A 17,846-nucleotide genomic window follows, 5' to 3' on the forward strand; every position below is an offset into this window, starting at 1 on the left:
GTGATCGCCGCGTCCGCGGTGATGGGCGCGGGCATCGCCGTGATGCAGCCGGCGCTGGCCACGCTCATCGTGTGGTGCTCCACGCCGAAGACGCGGTCGCGGGCCTTCGCGACGCAGTTCTTCCTGAACAACCTCGGGCTGGGTGTCGGCGGCCTGCTGGGCGGGCTGCTGGTCGACACCTCGCGGCCGGGCTCCTTCACGCTGCTGTTCTCGATCGAGGCCGCGATGTTCGTGGTCCTCGGTGTCGTCGCGGCCTCCGTGCGACTGCCCAAGGCGGCGCGCATGGAGGCGGCGCCGACGGACAAGACGGCCGGCGGTTGGCGGGCTCTGTTCGCCGACCGGGCGATGGTGCAGCTGTGCGTGCTGGGCGGCGTGCTGTTCTTCGCCTGCTACGGGCAGTTCGAGTCGGGGTTGTCGGCGTACGCGGTCGAGGTGACCAAGGTGTCGCCGGCGACGTTGGGCGTCGCCCTCGCGGCGAACACCGCGGCGATCGTGGTGGCGCAGTTCCTCGTCCTGCGCCCGGTGGAGCGGCGGCGACGCAGCCGGGTGATCGCGGCGGTCGGTCTGCTGTGGGCCCTGGCGTGGGTGGTCGCCGGACTCGCGGGGCTCACGGGCTCCGCGCACGGGATCGCGACGGCCATGCTGATCGGCACGTACGCGCTGTTCGGGCTCGGCGAGGCGATGCTGTCGCCGACGGTCGCGCCGCTGGTGGCGGACATGGCGCCGGAGCGGATGGTCGGCCAGTACAACTCGGCGTTCGCGCTGGTGAAGCAGTTGGCGCTGGCCGTGGGGCCGGCGGTCGGCGGGCTCATGGCGGGCGGCGGGATGTACGCCGAGTACATCGTGATGCTGGTCGCGTGCTCGCTGGCGGTCAGCGTGCTCTCGGTGCGGCTGGGCCGGCGTCTCACGGTCGGGCAGGACGCGCCGCTGCGCGAGCCCGTGCTGGCGGCGTGATCCTCCCTCAGTTGGGGAGCGCGAACTCGCACCACACCGCCTTGCCGCCGCCGGGGGTCCGCCGGGATCCCCAGGCGGAGGCGATGGTGGCGATGATGGAGATGCCCCGGCCGGCTTCGTCGGCCGGTTCGGCGCGGCGGCGGCGCGGCAGGTGGTCGTCGCCGTCGGTGACCTCGATGATCAGGCGCCGGTCGGTGCGCCGCAGCCGTAGCCGCATGGGCGGGACGCCGTGCTGGAGCGAGTTGGCGACCAGTTCGCTGGCGGCGAGGACGCCGAGGTCGACGAGTTCGACGGGGAAGCGCCACGAGGTCAGCACGCCCTGGGCGAAGGCGCGGGCACGGGGGGCCGCCTCGATGCCGCCCAGCAGTTCCAGGGAGGCGTTGCGGAACAGTTCGGAGTCGTTGCCCTCGTGCTGCGGGTACTGCATGACGAGCACGGCGACGTCGTCGGCGTGCTCGGAGGTGACCCCGAGGGCGCGCAGCAGGCGGTCGCAGATGACCTGGGGGCTGCCGGTGGCGCCGGCGAGGGCGTTCATCAGGGCGGAGACGCCCTCGTCGATGTCCTCGCCGCGGCGCTCGATGAGGCCGTCGGTGTAGAGCACGGCCGTGGCACCGGGCCCGAGGGGGACGGAGCCGGAGGTGTGGACCCAGCCGCCGGTGCCCAGCGGCGGGCCGGTGGGTTCGTCGGCGCGGCGGACGGTTCCGTCGGCGTCGCGGACGACGATCGGCAGGTGGCCGGCGGAGGCGTACGACAGCCGTCCCTCGCTGGGGTCGTGGACGGCGTAGACGCAGGTGGCGATCTGGGTGGCGTCGATCTCGGCGGCGAGGCCGTCGAGGAGCTGGATGACCTCGTGCGGGGGCAGGTCGAGGCGGGCGTAGGCGCGGACGGCGGTGCGCAGCTGCCCCATGACGGCGGCGGCGCGCACGCCGCGGCCCATGACGTCGCCGATGACGAGGGCGGTGCGGCCGGCGCCGAGGGTGATGACGTCGTACCAGTCGCCTCCGACGGCGGCGTCGGTGCCGCCGGGCTGGTAGGTGGCGGCGACGCGCAGGTCGTCGGGCTGTTCGAGCTCCTGGGGGAGCAGGCTGCGCTGGAGGGTGACGGCGGTCGCGTGCAGGCGGCGCTCGCTCTCGCGGAGGCGTTCGGCGGCCTGGACCTGGTCGGTGACGTCGGTGGCGAAGACCAGGACGCCGCCGGTGTCGCCGCCGTCCTTCACCGGGACGGGGCTGCAGGTGAGGGTGAAGTAGCCCTGCCGGGTGGTGGTGGCGACCTTGCGGGCCTTGACGGTGCGGGGCTTGCCGCTGCGGAAGACCTGGTCCATCAGGGGGAGCAGACCGAGCTCGGCGAGCTCGGGGAGGGACTCGCGGGCGGGCTCCCCTGCGGTGCGGGGGCCGAAGACCTCGGTCCAGGCCTCGTTGACGTACCCGAGGTGGTGCGTGGGTCCGTGCGTGACCGCGATGAGGGCGGGCAGCCGGCCCAGCACCTCGCGTACGGGGAGCGCGTCGAGGGTGTGCGCCGGCGTGTCGGGGTGCTCGGCGGCTTCGCCGCGCGCCGCGGGGACCGCTCCGCCGGACGGGGGTTCGGCACCGGCGGCCGCCGCCTGGGCATTGCGTCGTTGTGTTCCGGGGAGCCGGGCGCTCCAACGCGTGAGGTTCAAACGTCCGATTCCTCGTATTTGTCACTCTTTGCAGGTGCTGGCGCACGCTTGGTCACGGGTCCAGTGTGGCCGACCCACCGCTCCGGGGGAATCGGCCACCGCATCCGCACTGGCGGTCAGGGCGCGTCGGGCTTGCGGCCGGTCTCCGCGGCGAGCTCGAACTCGGCGCGGGGGTTCTCCAGCGAGCCGAGCGAGACGATCTCCCGTTTGAAGAGCCCGGACAGGACCCATTCGGCCAGGATGCGCGCCTTGCGGTTGAAGGTGGGCATCCGGCTGAGGTGGTACGCGCGGTGCATGAACCAGGCGGGGTAGCCCTTGAGTTTGCGCCCGTAGACCTGTGCCACGCCCTTGTGGAGGCCGAGTGAGGCGACCGAGCCCGCGTACTCGTGACGGTAGTCGGTCAGGGGCTCGCCGCGCAGGGTCGCGACGATGTTGTCGGCCAGGACGCGGGCCTGACGCAGGGCGTGCTGGGCGTTGGGCGCGCAGAGCGCCTCGGGGTCGTCGGAGGTGACGTCCGGGACGGCGGCGGCGTCGCCCGCGGCCCAGGCGCCCTCGGTGCCGGCGATCCGCAGGGCCGCGGTGCACTTGATCCGGCCACGCCCGTTGAGCGGCAGGTCGGTGCGGGAGAGCACGGGGTGCGGCTTGACCCCGGCCGTCCACACCAGGGTGCGGGTGGGGAGGCGGGAACCGTCGTCGAGGGCGGCGATGCGGTTCTCGCAGGACTCCAGCCGGGTGTTCAGGCGGATGTCGATGTTGCGGCCGCGCAGCTCGCGGACGGCGTACCGGCCCATCTCCTCGCCGACCTCGGGGAGGATGCGGTCGGTGGCCTCCACCAGGATCCACCTCAGGTCGTCGGCCTCGACGTTGTGGTAGTAGCGCACCGCGTAGCGGGCCATGTCCTCCAGCTCGCCGAGGGCCTCCACGCCGGCGTAGCCGGCGCCGACGAAGACGAAGGTCAGGGCGGCCTCGCGGACCTCGACGTCCCGGGTGGAGGAGGCGATGTCGAGCTGCTCCAGGACGTGGTTGCGCAGCCCGATGGCCTCCTCGACGGTCTTGAAGCCGATGCCGTGCTCGGCGAGGCCGGGGATCGGCAGGGTGCGGGAGACCGAGCCGGGTGCCAGCACCAGGTGGTCGTACGGCAGCTCCAGCGCGGCGGAGCCCTCCTCCTCGGTGGCGAGGGTGGTGAGGGTGGCGACCCGTTTGCCGTGGTCGATGCGCCGAGCCTCGCCGATGACCAGCGTGCAGCGGTCCAGGACCCGGCGCAGGGGCACCACGACGTGGCGCGGCGAGATGGAGCCGGCCGCCGCCTCGGGCAGGAAGGGCTGATAGGTCATATAAGGCTGCGGTTCGACCACGACGATTTCCGCTTCGTCGGCCTTCAGCCTGCGCTGCAGCCGCAAAGCGGTGTACATGCCCACATAACCGCCGCCGACGACCAGGATGCGTGGGATCCCGGATTCTTCTGCCGCACCGGACGGCCCCTTGAGTGCTGCCATCGTCCCATGAGGCAATGGGCCATCGGGGTTTGTCCACAGGGCGTACGGCAATGAATGGCCGAATCCTGTTCTCCGGCAGGTCACGGGCGGGTTCCCGACCGGTGTGAAGTGCCGGAACGGAGAATCGGCGACCCCGGTACTCCGATCGTGGGTGGACTCCCCCTTCATTCTTGACCGGGGCTCAACTATGTTCGTATCCGGCCGGGGTGCCCGTGCGGCGTCGTCCGCCGTCTCCCGGCGATCATGGGGTGGGGAGTCTCCGGGGGGAGACGCGATTAACCGGGGGATACACATATGCATATCCAGGACCCTCAATGGGCGATGACCGCGACCGTCAGCGGTCATCCGGACACGGTCGTACGGAGTGTCGGCGGGAGTCGTACGTCGCCGCTGCGCGTGGACGCGCAGCGCAACCTCGAGCACGTCCTGCGCGCCGCCCGCGAGGTCTTCGGCGAGCTGGGGTACGGCGCGCCGATGGAGGACGTGGCACGGCGGGCCCGGGTGGGCGTCGGCACCGTCTACCGGCGCTTCCCCAGCAAGGACGTGCTGGTGCGGCGCATAGCCGAGGAGGAGACGGCACGCCTGACGGAGCAGGCGCGCGCGGCCCTGGGCCAGGAGGAGGAGGCCTGGTCGGCACTGTCCCGCTTCCTGCGGACGTCGGTGGCCTCCGGCGCCGGGCGGCTGCTGCCGCCGCAGGTGCTCCACGTGCAGCCGGCCGGCGCCTCGGACGGGGCGCGCGTGCCGCAGCAGCGCGGGGCGGGGGAGGACGTCGCCTCGGGCACCGGTGTCGCCACGCTGCTGGACGTCGTCGGGCAGCTGGTGGAGCGGGCGCGGGCGGCCGGTGAACTGCGCGCGGACGTGTCGGTGGCCGATGTGCTGCTGGTCATCGCCACCTCGGCGCCGTCACTGCCGGACCCCGCCCAACAGGCAGCCGCCTCGGGCCGGTTGCTGGACATCCTGCTGGAGGGGCTGCGGTCCCGGCCGGGAGCGTGAGGCTGGCCCGTTCAGGTGATGACCCGCGTCCGGGGGGTGAAACTCCCCGGACGGGTGGTTCTGGTGCTTGACAGCTCGTCGGACGGTACGGGTGTGCCACTCTTACGCCCGTGGATGAAGGAAACGGGGAGTCCGGTCCGCCCGCGGAGGCGGGGGCGGACTCCGGTGGGGACCCGCCGTCCGGCCGCGTACCCGGGCAGCGGGATCCGCTCGCGGAGCGCCTCCCCGAGGCCGCGGACACCCCCGGGGCGCAGTTGTCCGACGCCGACCTGGTCGCCCGTGTGCGCGGCGGCGACGACAGCGCGTACGAGGAGCTGTACCGGCGGCACGTGGCGGCCGTGCGGCGCTACGCACGGGGCTGCTGCCGTGACCGGCACACCGCGGAGGACCTGACCGGCGAGGTCTTCGCCCGCACGCTGCAGGCGATCCGCGGCGGCAGCGGCCCGGACGCCGCGGTGCGGGCCTACCTGCTCACCACGGTGCGGCGGGTGGCCGCGTCGTGGGGCAGCACCGCCAAACGGGAGCAACTGGTCGACGACTTCGCCGTGTTCGCGGTCACGTCGGCCGGTGCCGCGGCGGGCGAGGGCGCCCAGGAGCTGGGTGCGGACGTGCGCGCCATGCACGAGGCCGAACGGTCGCTGGCCATCCAGGCCTTCCGTACGCTCCCCGAGCGCTGGCAGGCGGTGCTGTGGCACACCGCGGTCGAGGAGGAGTCACCCAGCAAGGTCGCTCCGTTGCTCGGCCTGACGGCCAACGCGACGGCCGTCCTCGCGCACCGCGCCCGCGAGGGACTGCGCCAGGCCTATTTGCAGGCGCACGTCTCGTCCTCGCTGACCGCCGAGGGGGCCTGTGCCCGCTACGCGGACCGGCTCGGCGCGCACGCCCGCGGCGGTCTGCGGATACGGGCCGACCGGGAGCTGCGCAAGCACCTGGAGGAATGCGCCAAGTGCCGCCTTGCGGCGGCGGAGCTGGCGGACGTGAACGCGGCGCTCAAGGGGCTGCTGCCGGTCGCGGTCGTCGGCTGGTTCGGCGCGGCGTACGCGGCGAAGGCGGCGGGCATCGCCGCGGGCGGTGCGGTGGCCGGTGCCGGCGCGGCCGCCGCAGCGTCGGGCGGCGCTTCGGGCGGTGGCGCGGCGGCGGGTGCCGGTGGTGCGGCGGCCGCCGAAGGGGCCGCCGCACCGGTGAAGATCACCGTTGCCGCGGGGCTGGCGCTCGCGGCGGCCGGTGCCGTGGTGGCGATCGCCCTGACCGGGAACGACAGCACACCCCCGCCGCAGGCGGAGAGCAAGCCCTCGGCCGCGCCGGTCGTCCCGGCGCCGGCCCCCACACCGACCCCTTCGCCGTCACGGCGCTCCCCGGCGCCGAGCCCGACGCCGTCCGTCCGGGCTCCCGTGCGGGCCGTCACCCCGACCCCGACGCCTCCGGCGCGCCCCGCCGAGGAGCCGGCGCCCACACCCAGCGAGCCGCCGGCGCCGTCCCCCAGCCGTACCCCCGAGCCCACGCCCACGCCCACGCCCACACCGACGCCGACCCAGGCGCCCGAGCCGGCGGTCTACCGGCTGAGCGCGCTCGAGCACGGCGTCCTCGGCCGGTCGGACCGGCCCACGATCCGCCTCGGCGACTGGGTCTGGCAGCGCTGGGGCCTCGGCATCGACGGCACGCGCTACCCCGACGGCGTCACGGTCGGCGCGCCGTCCACCGTCACCATCGACCTCAACCGCTCCTGCACCGCCTTCGACGCCGTCGTCGGCATCGACGACGTCGCACTGGGCTTCGGCGCGGCGCGCTTCTCGGTCTACGGCGACCACGGGCGGCTGTGGCGCTCCGAGGTGCTGCGCGGCGGTGACCTGGGGGTGCCGGTGCACGTGCCGATCGCCGGCAACGCCGGCATCCGGCTGACGGTCGAGCCGACGCGCAGGTTCCACCTGGTGAACGTCGCGGACTGGGCGGTGTCGCGGATCACCTGCGACTGAGGCGTGCCGCCGGTCCCCGCCGGTTCAGCCGGCGGGGACCTCGCACGCGCCGTCGGCGCAGGCGTCCGCCGCTGGGGCGGCGGGTACGGCGCCGGTCTCCTGGGCGACCTGCTCCAGCACACGCAGGAAGGTCGAGGTCTCCTGGCCGCCCTGGACGGCCCACTTGCCCTCGAAGACGAAGGTCGGGACGGCGTTCACACCGATGCTGCGGGCGTCGTCGATCTCGGCGAGCACCTCCGCGAGGCCCTCGTCGGAGCCGAGGAAGGCGGCCGCGCGGTCGCGGTCCAGCCCGGCCTCGGCGGCGAGGGCGGCCAGGGTGTCGCGGTCGCCGACGTCGGCGCCCTCGGCGAAGTGCGCCACGAGCAGCCGGTCCTTGAGCGCGGCCTGCTCCCTGGCGCCGTACGCGTTCAGGGCGTGCCAGAGCAGGCGGTGGGCGAGCAGGGTGTTGTTCTCGATGGCGCGGTCGAAGTCGAAGGCCAGGCCCTCGGCACGGCCGAGCTCCGCCACCCGGGCGTCCATCGCCGCGGACTGCGGGCCGTAGCGCTCGTCGAGGTAGGCGCGGTGGGGCTCGGGGGTGTCCGACTTGTCGGGGGCGAGCTGGAAGGGGCGGTAGACCACCTCGACCTGGTCGGCCTGCGGGAAGGCGGCCAGCGCCCGCTCGAAGCGGCGCTTGCCGACGTAGCACCAGGGACAGGCGATGTCGCTGTAGATCTCGACCTTCATGCTCTCTCCGTCACCGAAACAGTCAGTTGAATCCTCAAGCCTGCAACGAAGAGCCCGTCCCCGGCCATTCCCCTAGGCGATCGCCTCGGCCAGCAGCGCGTAGGCGCCCTCGCCGCCCAGCCCGTGGCCCGCGGTGCGGGCCCGCTCGTACGGCCCGTCCCCCAGGGCCGCGCGGGCCGCCGCCCCCGCCGCGCGCACCACCTCCTCCTCCGGGACGGGGCGCGGCAGGCCCGCGCGCAGGCCGTCGGCCGCACCGTGCAGCCCGGCGGCCCGTACGGGATCGCCGAGGGTCACCAGCACCTCGGCGGCGTACTCGGCCACCGCCGCCAGACGCGGTTCGGCGCAGAAGCCGTCGAGTCCCGCGCGCAGTGCCTCCGCGAGCCCGGCCAGGGCACCCGCCGTGTCGCCCTCGGCGGCGGCCACCCGGGCCGACAGGCTCGCCACGAGCAGCTCGAAGTCCGGTGGGGGCGTGCCCATACGGCCCTCGCCGTGCGCGAGGTCGACCAGCTCCCGGGCCTCCCGGAGCTCGCCCCGGCGCAGCACGATCGTCGCCAGCAGCGCACGGATGTAGGCGCGGGCGTCCCACACCCCGTACTGCTCGGCCTCCTCGGCGGCCTGGCGCAGCAGCTTCTCGGCGCGGGCGTCGTCGCCCTCCCGGTGGGCCACCTCACCCATGCGGGAACGGACGAAGATGCCCTCCACGTGCGCGCCCAGTTCACCGCCGAGCCGCAGGGCCTCCTCCAGGTCCGCCCGCGCCGCCGCGTAGTCGCCGTACGCCAGCGCCATCTCGGCCCCCGCCTCGCAGACCTGGGCGCGCATCCAGCGGTCGCCGAGCCGTTCGCTGAGTTCCAGCAGCTCCGGCCAGTCCGCGTCGGCCCGGGGGAGCCCGCCGGGGAGGTCGATCGTGATGTGCGTACGGAACATCAGTGCCGCCGCCAGTTCCCATGTGCCGCCGTACGCGCGGCAGGTGGCCACCATCGTGTCCGCGTGCTCCCGGATCGCCTCGTGGCGGCCCACGACGTAGTCGCAGAACGGCCACAGCATGCCGGGGAAGCGCGCCGAGTGCGGGCCCGGCACGCTGTACACCTCGACGATCCGCGAGGCCAGCGCCAGCATCTCCTGGCTCTGCATCTCCTCGCGGGGCATGGTGTCGCTGACCACGAAGAGGTGGAGCAGCCGCAGGTTCATGCGCGGCCAGAAGCCCGGGGCGCCGGGATCGTCGGGGAGTTCGGCGAGCCCGATGAGCCGGGCGAGCCACTCCCGCGCTTCGTCGCGGAAGTTGCGCAGCCACCAGAACCAGCCCATGGCCAGGGCCAGTTCGATCCCCTCGGCCTCGTCCCCCGCGTCGATCGTCCGGCGCAGCACGGCTCGTACGTTGTCCAGGTCCGCCTCCACACGGGCCGCCCAGACCAACTGCTCGGGGGCGCGCAGGCCGGAGTCTGCGGTGCGGGCGAAGTCCGCGAAGTACGCGGTGTGCCGGCGGGCCGCCTCCGCCCGGTCGGCGGGATCACCGGCTGCGCGCTCGGCGGCGTACTCGTGGATCGTCTCCAGCAGCCGGTAGCGCACCTCCTCCGTGCCGTGGTCGACCACGATCAGGGACTTGTCCACGAGCTGGCCGACCAGCTCCAGCGCCTCCTCCCCGCACACGGCCTCCGCCGCCTGCAGCGTGCAGCCGCCGGCGAAGACGCTCAGCCGGCGCAGCGTCGTGCGTTCCGCCTCGTCGAGCAGGTCCCAGCTCCAGTCGACGACCGCGCGCAGCGTCTGCTGGCGGGGCAGCGCGGTGCGGCTGCCGCCGGTCAGCAGCCGGAAGCGGTCGTCGAGGCGGGCCGCGATCTGGCGCGGGGTGAGCACCCGCAGCCGCGCGGCGGCCAGCTCGATGGCCAGCGGCAGCCCGTCCAGGCGGCGGCAGATCTCGTCCACCGCCGCCGCGTGGTCGTGGTCCGCGTCGAACCCGGGGCGCACGGCCGCCGCCCGCTCCACGAACAGCCGGTGCGCGGTCGGCAACGGCAGCGGCTCGACCGGGCGCACCGTCTCGCCCTGCAGACCCAGCGGCTCGCGGCTCGTGGCGAGCACGGTCACACCGGGGCAGGCGGCGAGCAACTGGTCGGTGAGGGCGGCCGCGGCGTCGATGACGTGCTCGCAGTTGTCGAGCACCAGCAGCATGCGGCGCTGCGCGCAGTGCTCCAGGAGCCGGGCTGCCGGGTCGGCCTCCTGGCCCGCGCTGCGCACCTCGCGGGCGGCGGCCAGCACGGCCGTGTCACGGCGTCCGATCGCGCTCAGCACGGCGTCCGGCACGGCGGCGGGGCGGTCCAGCGGGGCGAACTCCGCCAGCCACACCCCGTCCGGGTACGCGGAGGCCCCGGCCACCGCGGCCGCGGCCTCCTGCGACAGCCGCGTCTTGCCGGAACCCCCGGGGCCGGTCAGCGTCACCAGGCGGTGCCTGCCGTCGGTCAGGCTCGCGCGCAGCACGTCCAGTTCGGCCTCGCGGCCGACGAAGCTGGTGAGGCGGGCCCGCAGGTTTCCCGTGCTGGGCGGGCCGGTAGGGGCGGCTGTCGGGGTCGGCGGTTGCGGTTCGGCGGCGAGCAACTGGGCGTGCAGGGACTTGAGTTCGACGCCCGGGTCGGTGCCGAGGCGATCGGCGAGGGCCAGGCGGGTGTCCTCGTACGCCGCCAGGGCGTCGGCGGAGCGACCCGTCGCATGCAGCGCCCGTATCAACTGCGCCCGGAACGGCTCGTGCAGCGGGTGCTCGGCGACCAGCCCACGCAACTGCGGCAGCAGTTCGCCGCCGCGGCCGAGCGCCAGGCACGCCTCGATGCGGCGGTACGTCGCGGTCAGCCGCAGGTCCTCCGCCCGGGCGGCGGCGGAACCCCGGTCGGGCAGGTCCGCCAGCGCGGGACCGCGCCACAGCGCGAGCGCGGCCTCCAAGGTCTCCGCGGCGGCGTCGGGGTCACCGGCGTCGAGGGCGGCACTGCCTTCGCGTACCAGGCGCTCGAAGAGGTGCAGGTCGACGTCGTCCGGGGTGGCCGTGACCAGGCGGTAGCCGGCGGGGCCCGAGGCGATCGTGTTGTCCTGGGACCCGAGGGCGCGGCGCAGCCTCGACACGAGCGCCTGCAGTGCGCCGGAGGCGTCCTGGGGCGGCTCGTCGCCCTCGCCACCCCACACCTCGGCGATCAGGGCGTCCGTGGACACCGCGTGCGGGGCGTGCAGCGCGAGTGCGGCGAGCAGGGCCCGCAGCCGCTTGCCGCTGCCCAGGGGCACGGGCGCGCCGGTGGGGCTGCGCGCCTCCGTGGCGCCGAGGATCAGGTACCGCACGGGGCCATTCTTACGGTGCGGGCTCTGCGAGGCGAAGCCGTTTCCCTGTGCGGGTGCGTTGCGCTTCGCGGACCGGGGTTCGGAGTGCGGCCCGTCGTTCGTGTGCGGGTGCGTTGCGCCTGCGGCGGGCATCCCCCACCCGCCCTCCCTCCCCCAGCCTTCGGCCGGGGGGACCCCCATCGGCGCACCCCGCCACATCCCCTCCCGTTGTCGGGGCGCATGACGGCCGGTGGGGGGTGAGTAGGCACCTGCGGCAACCCCGGACCGCTCTCTGAGCCCTCACCGGCCGTTGGTCGCCGCACGATAGGGAGGGGGCGGGGGAGTTGGGGGCACCCCCGGCCGAAGGCTGGGGGAGGGTGGGCGTTCTGGACGCTGACGTGTATTTGTTGTGCGGCACGGGCGGCACAACAAGTGCCGCCCGTCATGCACATAAATATGCGGTCCGGAATGCCCAGCCCCGGAGGCCCCGCCCCCGGCCCACCACCCACCGCGCGAGGCCCGCACCAACCGCGCCGGGCAATCGGGAGGGCGGGCGGGGGACAGCCCGCCGCAGGCGCAAACAAACCCGCACACACCCACCGGGCAGCCCGGCGCAGCCGCCCGCAGGCGCGAACAACCCGCACACAACAAACGGCCGCAAGGGGCACCGCATGCGGAACGGTGCCCCCGGAGGGGCTAGTCCCGGTCGTCGTCCTCGTCGCGCGGGCCGAGGAGCTCGTCCGCGAGGGAGGGGAGGTCGTCGAGGGGGGTCTCCTCGGCCCACGAGGGGCGGGGGCGGGGGCGGCGCCCCTCCGCGGGGACGGACGGCATCTCGCGCGTGCGCTCGTTCTCCGGGTCACGCGGCGCCGCGGCCGGCGCCTCGGGCCGGAAGATGCCGGGCGGCACACGGTCGGCGGAGGGGACGGGCGGCAGGACGGCCGTGTCGTCCGCCGCGCCGGGGGTGACCGCGGGCAGAACGGCCGTCTCCTCCGCGTCGGTGGGCGTCGCGGGCCGCGGCGGCCGCGGCGTCTCGGCGGTCTTCGTGAAGTCCGGGAAGGCCGGCTTGACCGGCGGCAGGACCGCCGTCGCGTCGTCGACGGGCACCGCGCGCAGCACGGCGGTCTCCGCGTCCCCGGCCGCCCCGGTCGAGGGGGTCGGCGGCCGCGGGGTCTCCACGGTCCTCGTCGTGTCCTCCGCCTCGACGCGGGCCTGCTCGGCCCGCATCAGGGCCTCCTCGGCCTTGCGCTGGCGCTCCAGGCGGCGTTCCTCGGCCTCGGCGCGGAGACGGGCCTCCTCCTCGGCCTGGCGGCGCAGCCGTTCCTGTTCCTCGCGGCGGACGCGCTCCTCGGCCTCGCGGCGGGCGCGCTCCTCCTCCGCCTGCCTGCGGGTCTCCTCGGCACGGCGCCGGGCCTCCTCCGCGGCGGCCTCCTCGGCCGCGAGGCGGGCGGCCTCCTCGGCGAGGCGGCGGCGTTCCTCCTCCTCCGCGCGGAGCTTCTCCAGCTGGGCCTGGCGCTCGCGTTCGAGCCGCTCCTCCTCTGCCTTGCAGGCCGCCTCCTCCTCGGCGCGCCTGCGGGCGTCCTCCTCGGCCTGGCGGCGGGCCTCCTCGCGGGCCTCGACCTCCTTCTCCGACAGGGGGAGGATCTCGTCGAGACGGTGCCGTATCACCGTCGTGACGGCCTCCGGCTCCTGGGCCGCGTCGACGACCAGGTAGCGCGCGGGGTCGGCCGCGGCGAGCGTGAGGAAGCCGGAGCGCACGCGGTCGTGGAACTCCGCGGGCTCGGACTCGAGCCGGTCGGGCGCCTCGGTGAAGCGCTCGCGGGCGGCCTCGGGGGTGACGTCGAGCAGGACGGTCAGGTGCGGGACGAGACCGTCCGTCGCCCAGCGCGAGATGCGGGCGATCTCGGTCGGCGCGAGGTCGCGCCCGGCGCCCTGGTAGGCGACGGAGGAGTCGATGTAGCGGTCGGAGATGACGACCGCGCCGCGCTCCAGCGCGGGGCGTACGACGGTGTCGACGTGCTCGGCGCGGTCGGCGGCGTACAGCAGGGCCTCGGCGCGGTGGGAGAGCCCGCCGCTGGAGACGTCGAGCAGGATCGAGCGGAGCCGCTTGCCGACCGCCGTGGCGCCCGGCTCGCGGGTGACGACGACCTCGTGGCCCTTGCCGCGGATCCACTCGGCGAGGGCCTCGACCTGGGTGGACTTGCCGGCCCCGTCGCCGCCCTCGACGGCGATGAAGAAGCCGGTGGGGGCGGGCGCCTGCTCGGGGTCGCCGCCGCGCAGCGCCTCGCGCAGGTCGCGGCGCAGGGGCACGCCCTGGCGGTCGTCGGTCTTGCCGAGGACGAGCGCGGCGACGGGCAGCAGCAGGGCGCCGATCAGCATGAGGGCGTAGGCGGCGCCGCCGTGGTCGAAGGTGAAGTGCCCGTTGACGACGCGGTGCGGGCCGATGCCCCCGGCCAGCAGGGGGGCGCCGACGGCGCCGACCGCCATGAGCAGGTGCGTGACCGCGTGCAGGTGGTCGGTGGCGCGGGCCCTGCGGGACTCCTCGGTCTCCTGGTCGATGAGGACGTGCCCGGTGTTGGCGGTGATCCCGGCCGCGGTGCCGGCGAGCAGCGCCAGCAGCAGCACCGTCGTCGGGTCGGGCACGATGCCGGTCAGCAGCAGGGCCAGACCGGTGACGGCGATGGCGATGGCGAGCAGGCGGCGCCGGGACAGTCCCGGGAAGGTGTGCGGGGCGATCCGGATGCCGAGCACGGGGCCCGCGGTGAGCGCCAGCACCAGGAGCCCGTAGCCGACCGGGCCCCCGCCGAGGTCGGCGGCGTGCAGCACGGCGAGCGCCACGGCGGCGGCGATGGCGCCGGCGACGGTGGTGGTGCCGAGCACGAGCAGCGGTACGGCGCCGGTGCGCCCGCGGTCGTTGCTGCGCAGGCCCTGCAGCGGGGAGCGGAGCGGGGGCGCCTGGTCGCCCGGCAGTTCCAGCAGGTAGAGGACGGCGCCGGAGGCGGCGAACAGCCCGGCGGCGACGTAGGAGGCGAGCGCGGCCTGGTGCAGGCCGAACCAGTCGACGCCGAGGCCGATCAGGTTGCCGACGAGCGTCACGACGACGAGGCCCGCGGCGGCGATCGGGAAGGCGACGAAGCCGGTGCGCTGGTCGAGGCGGCGCAGCGCGTCGAGGCGGTCGGGCAGCGGACGTACCGTTCCTGCGCCCGGCGCGGGCGGGGGCAGCAGCCCGGGGGCGGCGCCGTCCTTGGCCACGGTCCACAGCCGCTCGGCCACCCCGGTGACGAAGACGGTGACCAGCAGCCAGGCGACGGCGTCGGCCGGCACCCAGTCGATCCACAGCGGGGCGACGATCAGCAGCGCGAGGCGTACGACGTCGGAGCCGATCATCGTCCACCGGCGGTCCAGCACGCCGCCGGGCCCGGTGAGGGAGCCCAGCGGGCCGAGCAGCACGGCCCCGAAGAGCAGGGCGGCGAGGACGCGCGCGCCCAAGACGGCCGCGACCGCGAAGGCCGCGCCGCGGTACCCCCCGCCGAAGGCCTGGGCGCCGACGGCGGCCTGCGCCGTCAGGACGACCAGGACCAGCAGGGCGAGCCGGTCGCCGACGGTGCCGGTCAGCTGAGCGCCCCACAGCTTGCGCAGGGGAGGGATCTTCAGCAGGGCACCCACGGCGCGTTGCCGCGAGTCGGCCTCGAGTTCGTCGGCGAACGTGTCCGTTGGCTGCTCGGATCGCGTCATTCCGCCAGCCTATCGGGACACGGTGCCGTCCCGGAGGGCGCCTGCCGGGACCGCACCTGCCGTGCGGCCCCCGCGGGAACTACTCGGCGGGCTCGGCGGCCGCGGAAGCGGCCTTCTTCGCCGTGGTCGTGGCCTTGGCGACGGTCTTCTTGGCGGTCGTCTTGGCCGCCGCGGTCTTCTTCGCCGCGGTGGTCTTGGCGGCCGTCTTCTTCGCCGCCGTCTTGGTCGCGGTCGCCTTCTTGGCCGGGGCCTTCTTGGCCGCCGTCTTCTTCGCCGTCTTCTTGGCGGGGGCCTTGGCCCGCTTCTCGGCGAGCAGCTCGTAGCCGCGCTCGGGCGTGATCGTCTCGACGTCGTCGTCACGGCGCAGTGTGGCGTTGGTCTCGCCGTCGGTGACGTACGGACCGAAGCGGCCGTCCTTGACGACGACGGGGCGCTCGCTGACCGGGTCGGTGCCCAGTTCCTTCAGCGGGGGCTTGGCCGCGGCGCGGCCGCGCACCTTCGGCTGGGCGTAGATCGCCAGGGCCTGGTCGAGGGTGATCGTGAAGAGCTGGTCCTCGGTCTCCAGGGAGCGCGAGTCGGTGCCCTTCTTCAGGTACGGGCCGTAGCGGCCGTTCTGGGCGGTGATCTCGACGCCCTCGGCGTCGGCGCCGACGACGCGCGGCAGCGACATCAGCTTGAGCGCGTCCTCCAGCGTCACCGTGTCGAGGGACATCGACTTGAAGAGGGAGGCGGTGCGCGGCTTGACCGCGTTCTTGCCGGTCTTCGGGGTGCCCTCGGGCAGGATCTCGGTGACGTACGGGCCGTAGCGGCCGTCCTTGGCCACGATCTGGCGGCCGGTCTCCGGGTCGGCGCCCAGCTCGAAGTCGCCGCTGGGCTTGGCCAGCAGCTCCTCGGCGAGCTCGACGGTCAGCTCGTCCGGCGGCATGTCGTCGGGGACGTCGGCGCGCTGCCCGGTCTCGCCCTCGGTCTCGGCGGCCTTCTCCACGTACGGGCCGTAGCGGCCGACGCGCAGCACGATGCCGTTGCCCACGGGGAACGAGGAGACCTCGCGGGCGTCGATGGCGCCGAGGTCCTCGACGAGTTCCTTCAGGCCGCCGAGGTGGTCGCCGTCGCCGTTGCCCGCGTCCGCGGCACCGCCGACGGGGGTGTCGCCCTCGCCGAAGTAGAAGCGGCGCAGCCACGGCACCGCCTGGGCCTCACCGCGGGCGATGCGGTCGAGGTCGTCCTCCATCCGCGCGGTGAAGTCGTAGTCGACGAGCCGGCCGAAGTGCTTCTCCAGCAGGCCGACGACGGCGAAGGAGAGGAAGGACGGCACCAGGGCCGTGCCCTTCTTGAAGACGTAGCCGCGGTCGAGGATGGTGCCGATGATCGAGGCGTACGTCGACGGACGTCCGATCTCGCGCTCTTCCAGCTCCTTGACCAGCGAGGCCTCGGTGTAGCGGGCGGGCGGCTTGGTGGCGTGGCCGTCGGCGGTGACGTCCCGCGCGGTGAGGGCGTCGCCCTCGGTGACGGCGGGCAGCCGGCGCTCGCTGCTGTCGAGCTCGGCGTTGGGGTCGTCGGCGCCCTCGACGTAGGCCTTCATGAAGCCGTGGAAGGTGATGATCTTGCCGGAGGCGGAGAACTCGGCGTCCCGGCCGTCGGCCGCGCGACCGCCGACCTTGACGGTGACGGACTGACCGACCGCGTCCTTCATCTGGGAGGCGACGGTGCGCATCCAGATCAGCTCGTACAGGCGGTACTGGTCGCCGGTCAGGCCGGTCTCGGCCGGGGTGCGGAAACGATCACCCGAGGGGCGGATCGCCTCGTGCGCCTCCTGGGCGTTCTTGACCTTGCCCGCGTAGACGCGGGGCTTGTCCGGCAGGTAGTCGGCGCCGTAGAGCTGGGTGACCTGGGCCCGGGCGGCGGTGATCGCGGTCTCCGACAGCGTGGTGGAGTCCGTACGCATGTAGGTGATGAAGCCGTTCTCGTACAGCTTCTGGGCGACCTGCATGGTGGCCTTGGCGCCGAAGCCGAGCTTGCGGCTGGCCTCCTGCTGCAGGGTCGTGGTGCGGAAGGGCGCGTACGGCGAGCGGCGGTACGGCTTGGACTCGACCGAGCGGACGGAGAAGGCGGCGCCCTCCAGGGCGGCGGCGAGCGCGCGGGCGGCGGCCTCGTCCAGGTGGAGGACGTTGGCACCGTCCTTGAGCCGGCCGTTCGCGCCGAAGTCACGACCCTGCGCGACGCGCTTGCCGTCGACCGCGCTGAGCTTGGCGCCGAAGGTGCCCGGGTCGGTGGCGTCACCGGCCCGGCCGGTGGCGAAGGTCCCGGACAGGTCCCAGTACTCGGCGGAGCGGAAGGCGATGCGCTCGCGCTCGCGCTGGACGACGAGCCGGGTGGCGACGGACTGGACACGGCCGGCCGACAGGCGCGGCATGACCTTCTTCCACAGGACCGGCGAGACCTCGTAGCCGTAGAGGCGGTCGAGGATGCGGCGGGTCTCCTGGGCGTCGACGAGGGGCTGGTTCAGCTCGCGCGGGTTGCGGACGGCTTCCTGGATGGCGTCCTTGGTGATCTCGTGGAAGACCATCCGGCGGACCGGGACCTTGGGCTTGAGGACCTCCTGCAGGTGCCAGGCGATGGCCTCGCCCTCGCGGTCCTCATCGGTGGCGAGCAGGAGCTCGTCGGACTCCTTGAGCAGGTCCTTCAGCTTCTTGACCTGGGCCTTCTTGTCCGCGTTGACGACGTAGATCGGCTGGAACTCGCTGTCGACGTTGACGCCGAGCCGCGCCCACGGCTGGCCCTTGTACTCCGCCGGCACTTCGGCGGCCCCGTTCGGGAGGTCGCGGATGTGCCCGACGCTGGCCTCGACGACATAGCCGGGGCCGAGGTAGCCCTTGATCGTCTTCGCCTTGGCAGGCGACTCGACGATCACGAGTCGGCGGCCGCTGCCCTGTGCGGTCTCGCGGGTCGGGGACAACTTCGCTCTTCTCTCCGGGTCGAAGGTGGTCTCGCTGCGGAGTGTGACCGTACATCCCGGTCCCGTGTCAA

The 17,846-nt window shown here is 74.3% G+C and carries 9 protein-coding genes (1 of these 9 running past the window's edge); 3 read left to right on the forward strand and 6 right to left on the reverse strand.

The window, feature by feature from the left end:
* Nucleotides 1–954 carry the 3' portion of an MFS transporter gene (locus OG937_21545; GenBank protein WUD74090.1) on the forward strand. Its footprint begins 294 nt before the window's first position, so 954 of the gene's 1,248 nt are visible here — the last part of the coding sequence; its start codon lies beyond the left edge, outside the window; the stop codon is at nt 952–954.
* Between the two features lie 7 nt (nt 955–961).
* Here the strand turns inward: OG937_21545 and OG937_21550 are convergent, their stop codons facing one another.
* Together OG937_21550 and OG937_21555 are read right to left on the reverse strand one after the other, a co-directional pair.
* Nucleotides 962–2,611 (reverse strand): SpoIIE family protein phosphatase, encoded by a 1,650-nt coding sequence (locus OG937_21550; GenBank protein WUD74091.1) that lies wholly within the window; start codon nt 2,609–2,611, stop codon nt 962–964.
* A gap of 116 nt (nt 2,612–2,727) precedes the next feature.
* The gene (locus tag OG937_21555; GenBank protein ID WUD74092.1) at nt 2,728–4,107 is read right to left on the reverse strand and encodes an NAD(P)/FAD-dependent oxidoreductase; all 1,380 of its coding nucleotides are present in this window, start codon (nt 4,105–4,107) and stop codon (nt 2,728–2,730) included.
* Nucleotides 4,108–4,401: 294 nt separating this feature from the next.
* Between OG937_21555 and OG937_21560 the strand changes: the two genes are divergently transcribed.
* Entirely contained in the window at nt 4,402–5,100 is a 699-nt protein-coding gene (locus tag OG937_21560) for a TetR/AcrR family transcriptional regulator (protein WUD74093.1), read from the forward strand.
* A 110-nt stretch (nt 5,101–5,210) separates the two neighbouring features.
* Nucleotides 5,211–7,073: a sigma-70 family RNA polymerase sigma factor gene (locus tag OG937_21565; protein ID WUD74094.1), complete on the forward strand. Its 1,863-nt coding sequence runs from the start codon at nt 5,211–5,213 to the stop codon at nt 7,071–7,073.
* A gap of 24 nt (nt 7,074–7,097) precedes the next feature.
* Here the strand turns inward: OG937_21565 and OG937_21570 are convergent, their stop codons facing one another.
* The 4 genes from OG937_21570 to topA all read right to left on the reverse strand — a co-directional run bounded on the left by OG937_21570 (nt 7,098) and on the right by topA (nt 17,775).
* Nucleotides 7,098–7,796 carry a DsbA family oxidoreductase gene (locus OG937_21570; protein ID WUD74095.1) on the reverse strand — a complete coding sequence of 233 codons (699 nt, stop codon included), beginning with the start codon at nt 7,794–7,796 and terminating at the stop codon, nt 7,098–7,100.
* Between the two features lie 72 nt (nt 7,797–7,868).
* Entirely contained in the window at nt 7,869–11,108 is a 3,240-nt protein-coding gene (locus OG937_21575) for an AAA family ATPase (GenBank protein ID WUD74096.1), read from the reverse strand.
* A 675-nt stretch (nt 11,109–11,783) separates the two neighbouring features.
* Nucleotides 11,784–14,819, reverse strand: a complete 3,036-nt coding sequence (gene tmk / locus OG937_21580; protein WUD74097.1) for a dTMP kinase — start codon at nt 14,817–14,819, stop codon at nt 11,784–11,786.
* A gap of 79 nt (nt 14,820–14,898) precedes the next feature.
* Nucleotides 14,899–17,775, reverse strand: coding sequence for a type I DNA topoisomerase (gene topA, locus OG937_21585; protein WUD74098.1), 2,877 nt, complete (start codon nt 17,773–17,775; stop codon nt 14,899–14,901).
* Nucleotides 17,776–17,846 lie beyond the last annotated feature (71 nt).

It is taken from the genome of Streptomyces sp. NBC_00510 (assembly GCA_036013505.1).
Lineage (GTDB): Bacteria > Actinomycetota > Actinomycetes > Streptomycetales > Streptomycetaceae > Actinacidiphila.

What these genes read in the sequence shown, in the direction of transcription:
- tmk (WUD74097.1), bottom strand. Translation starts at nt 14,819, where the DNA reads ATGACGCGATCCGAGCAGCCAACGGACACGTTCGCCGACGAACTCGAG.
- OG937_21555 (WUD74092.1), bottom strand. Translation starts at nt 4,107, where the DNA reads ATGGCAGCACTCAAGGGGCCGTCCGGTGCGGCAGAAGAATCCGGGATC.
- OG937_21560 (WUD74093.1), top strand. Translation starts at nt 4,402, where the DNA reads ATGCATATCCAGGACCCTCAATGGGCGATGACCGCGACCGTCAGCGGT.
- OG937_21570 (WUD74095.1), bottom strand. Translation starts at nt 7,796, where the DNA reads ATGAAGGTCGAGATCTACAGCGACATCGCCTGTCCCTGGTGCTACGTC.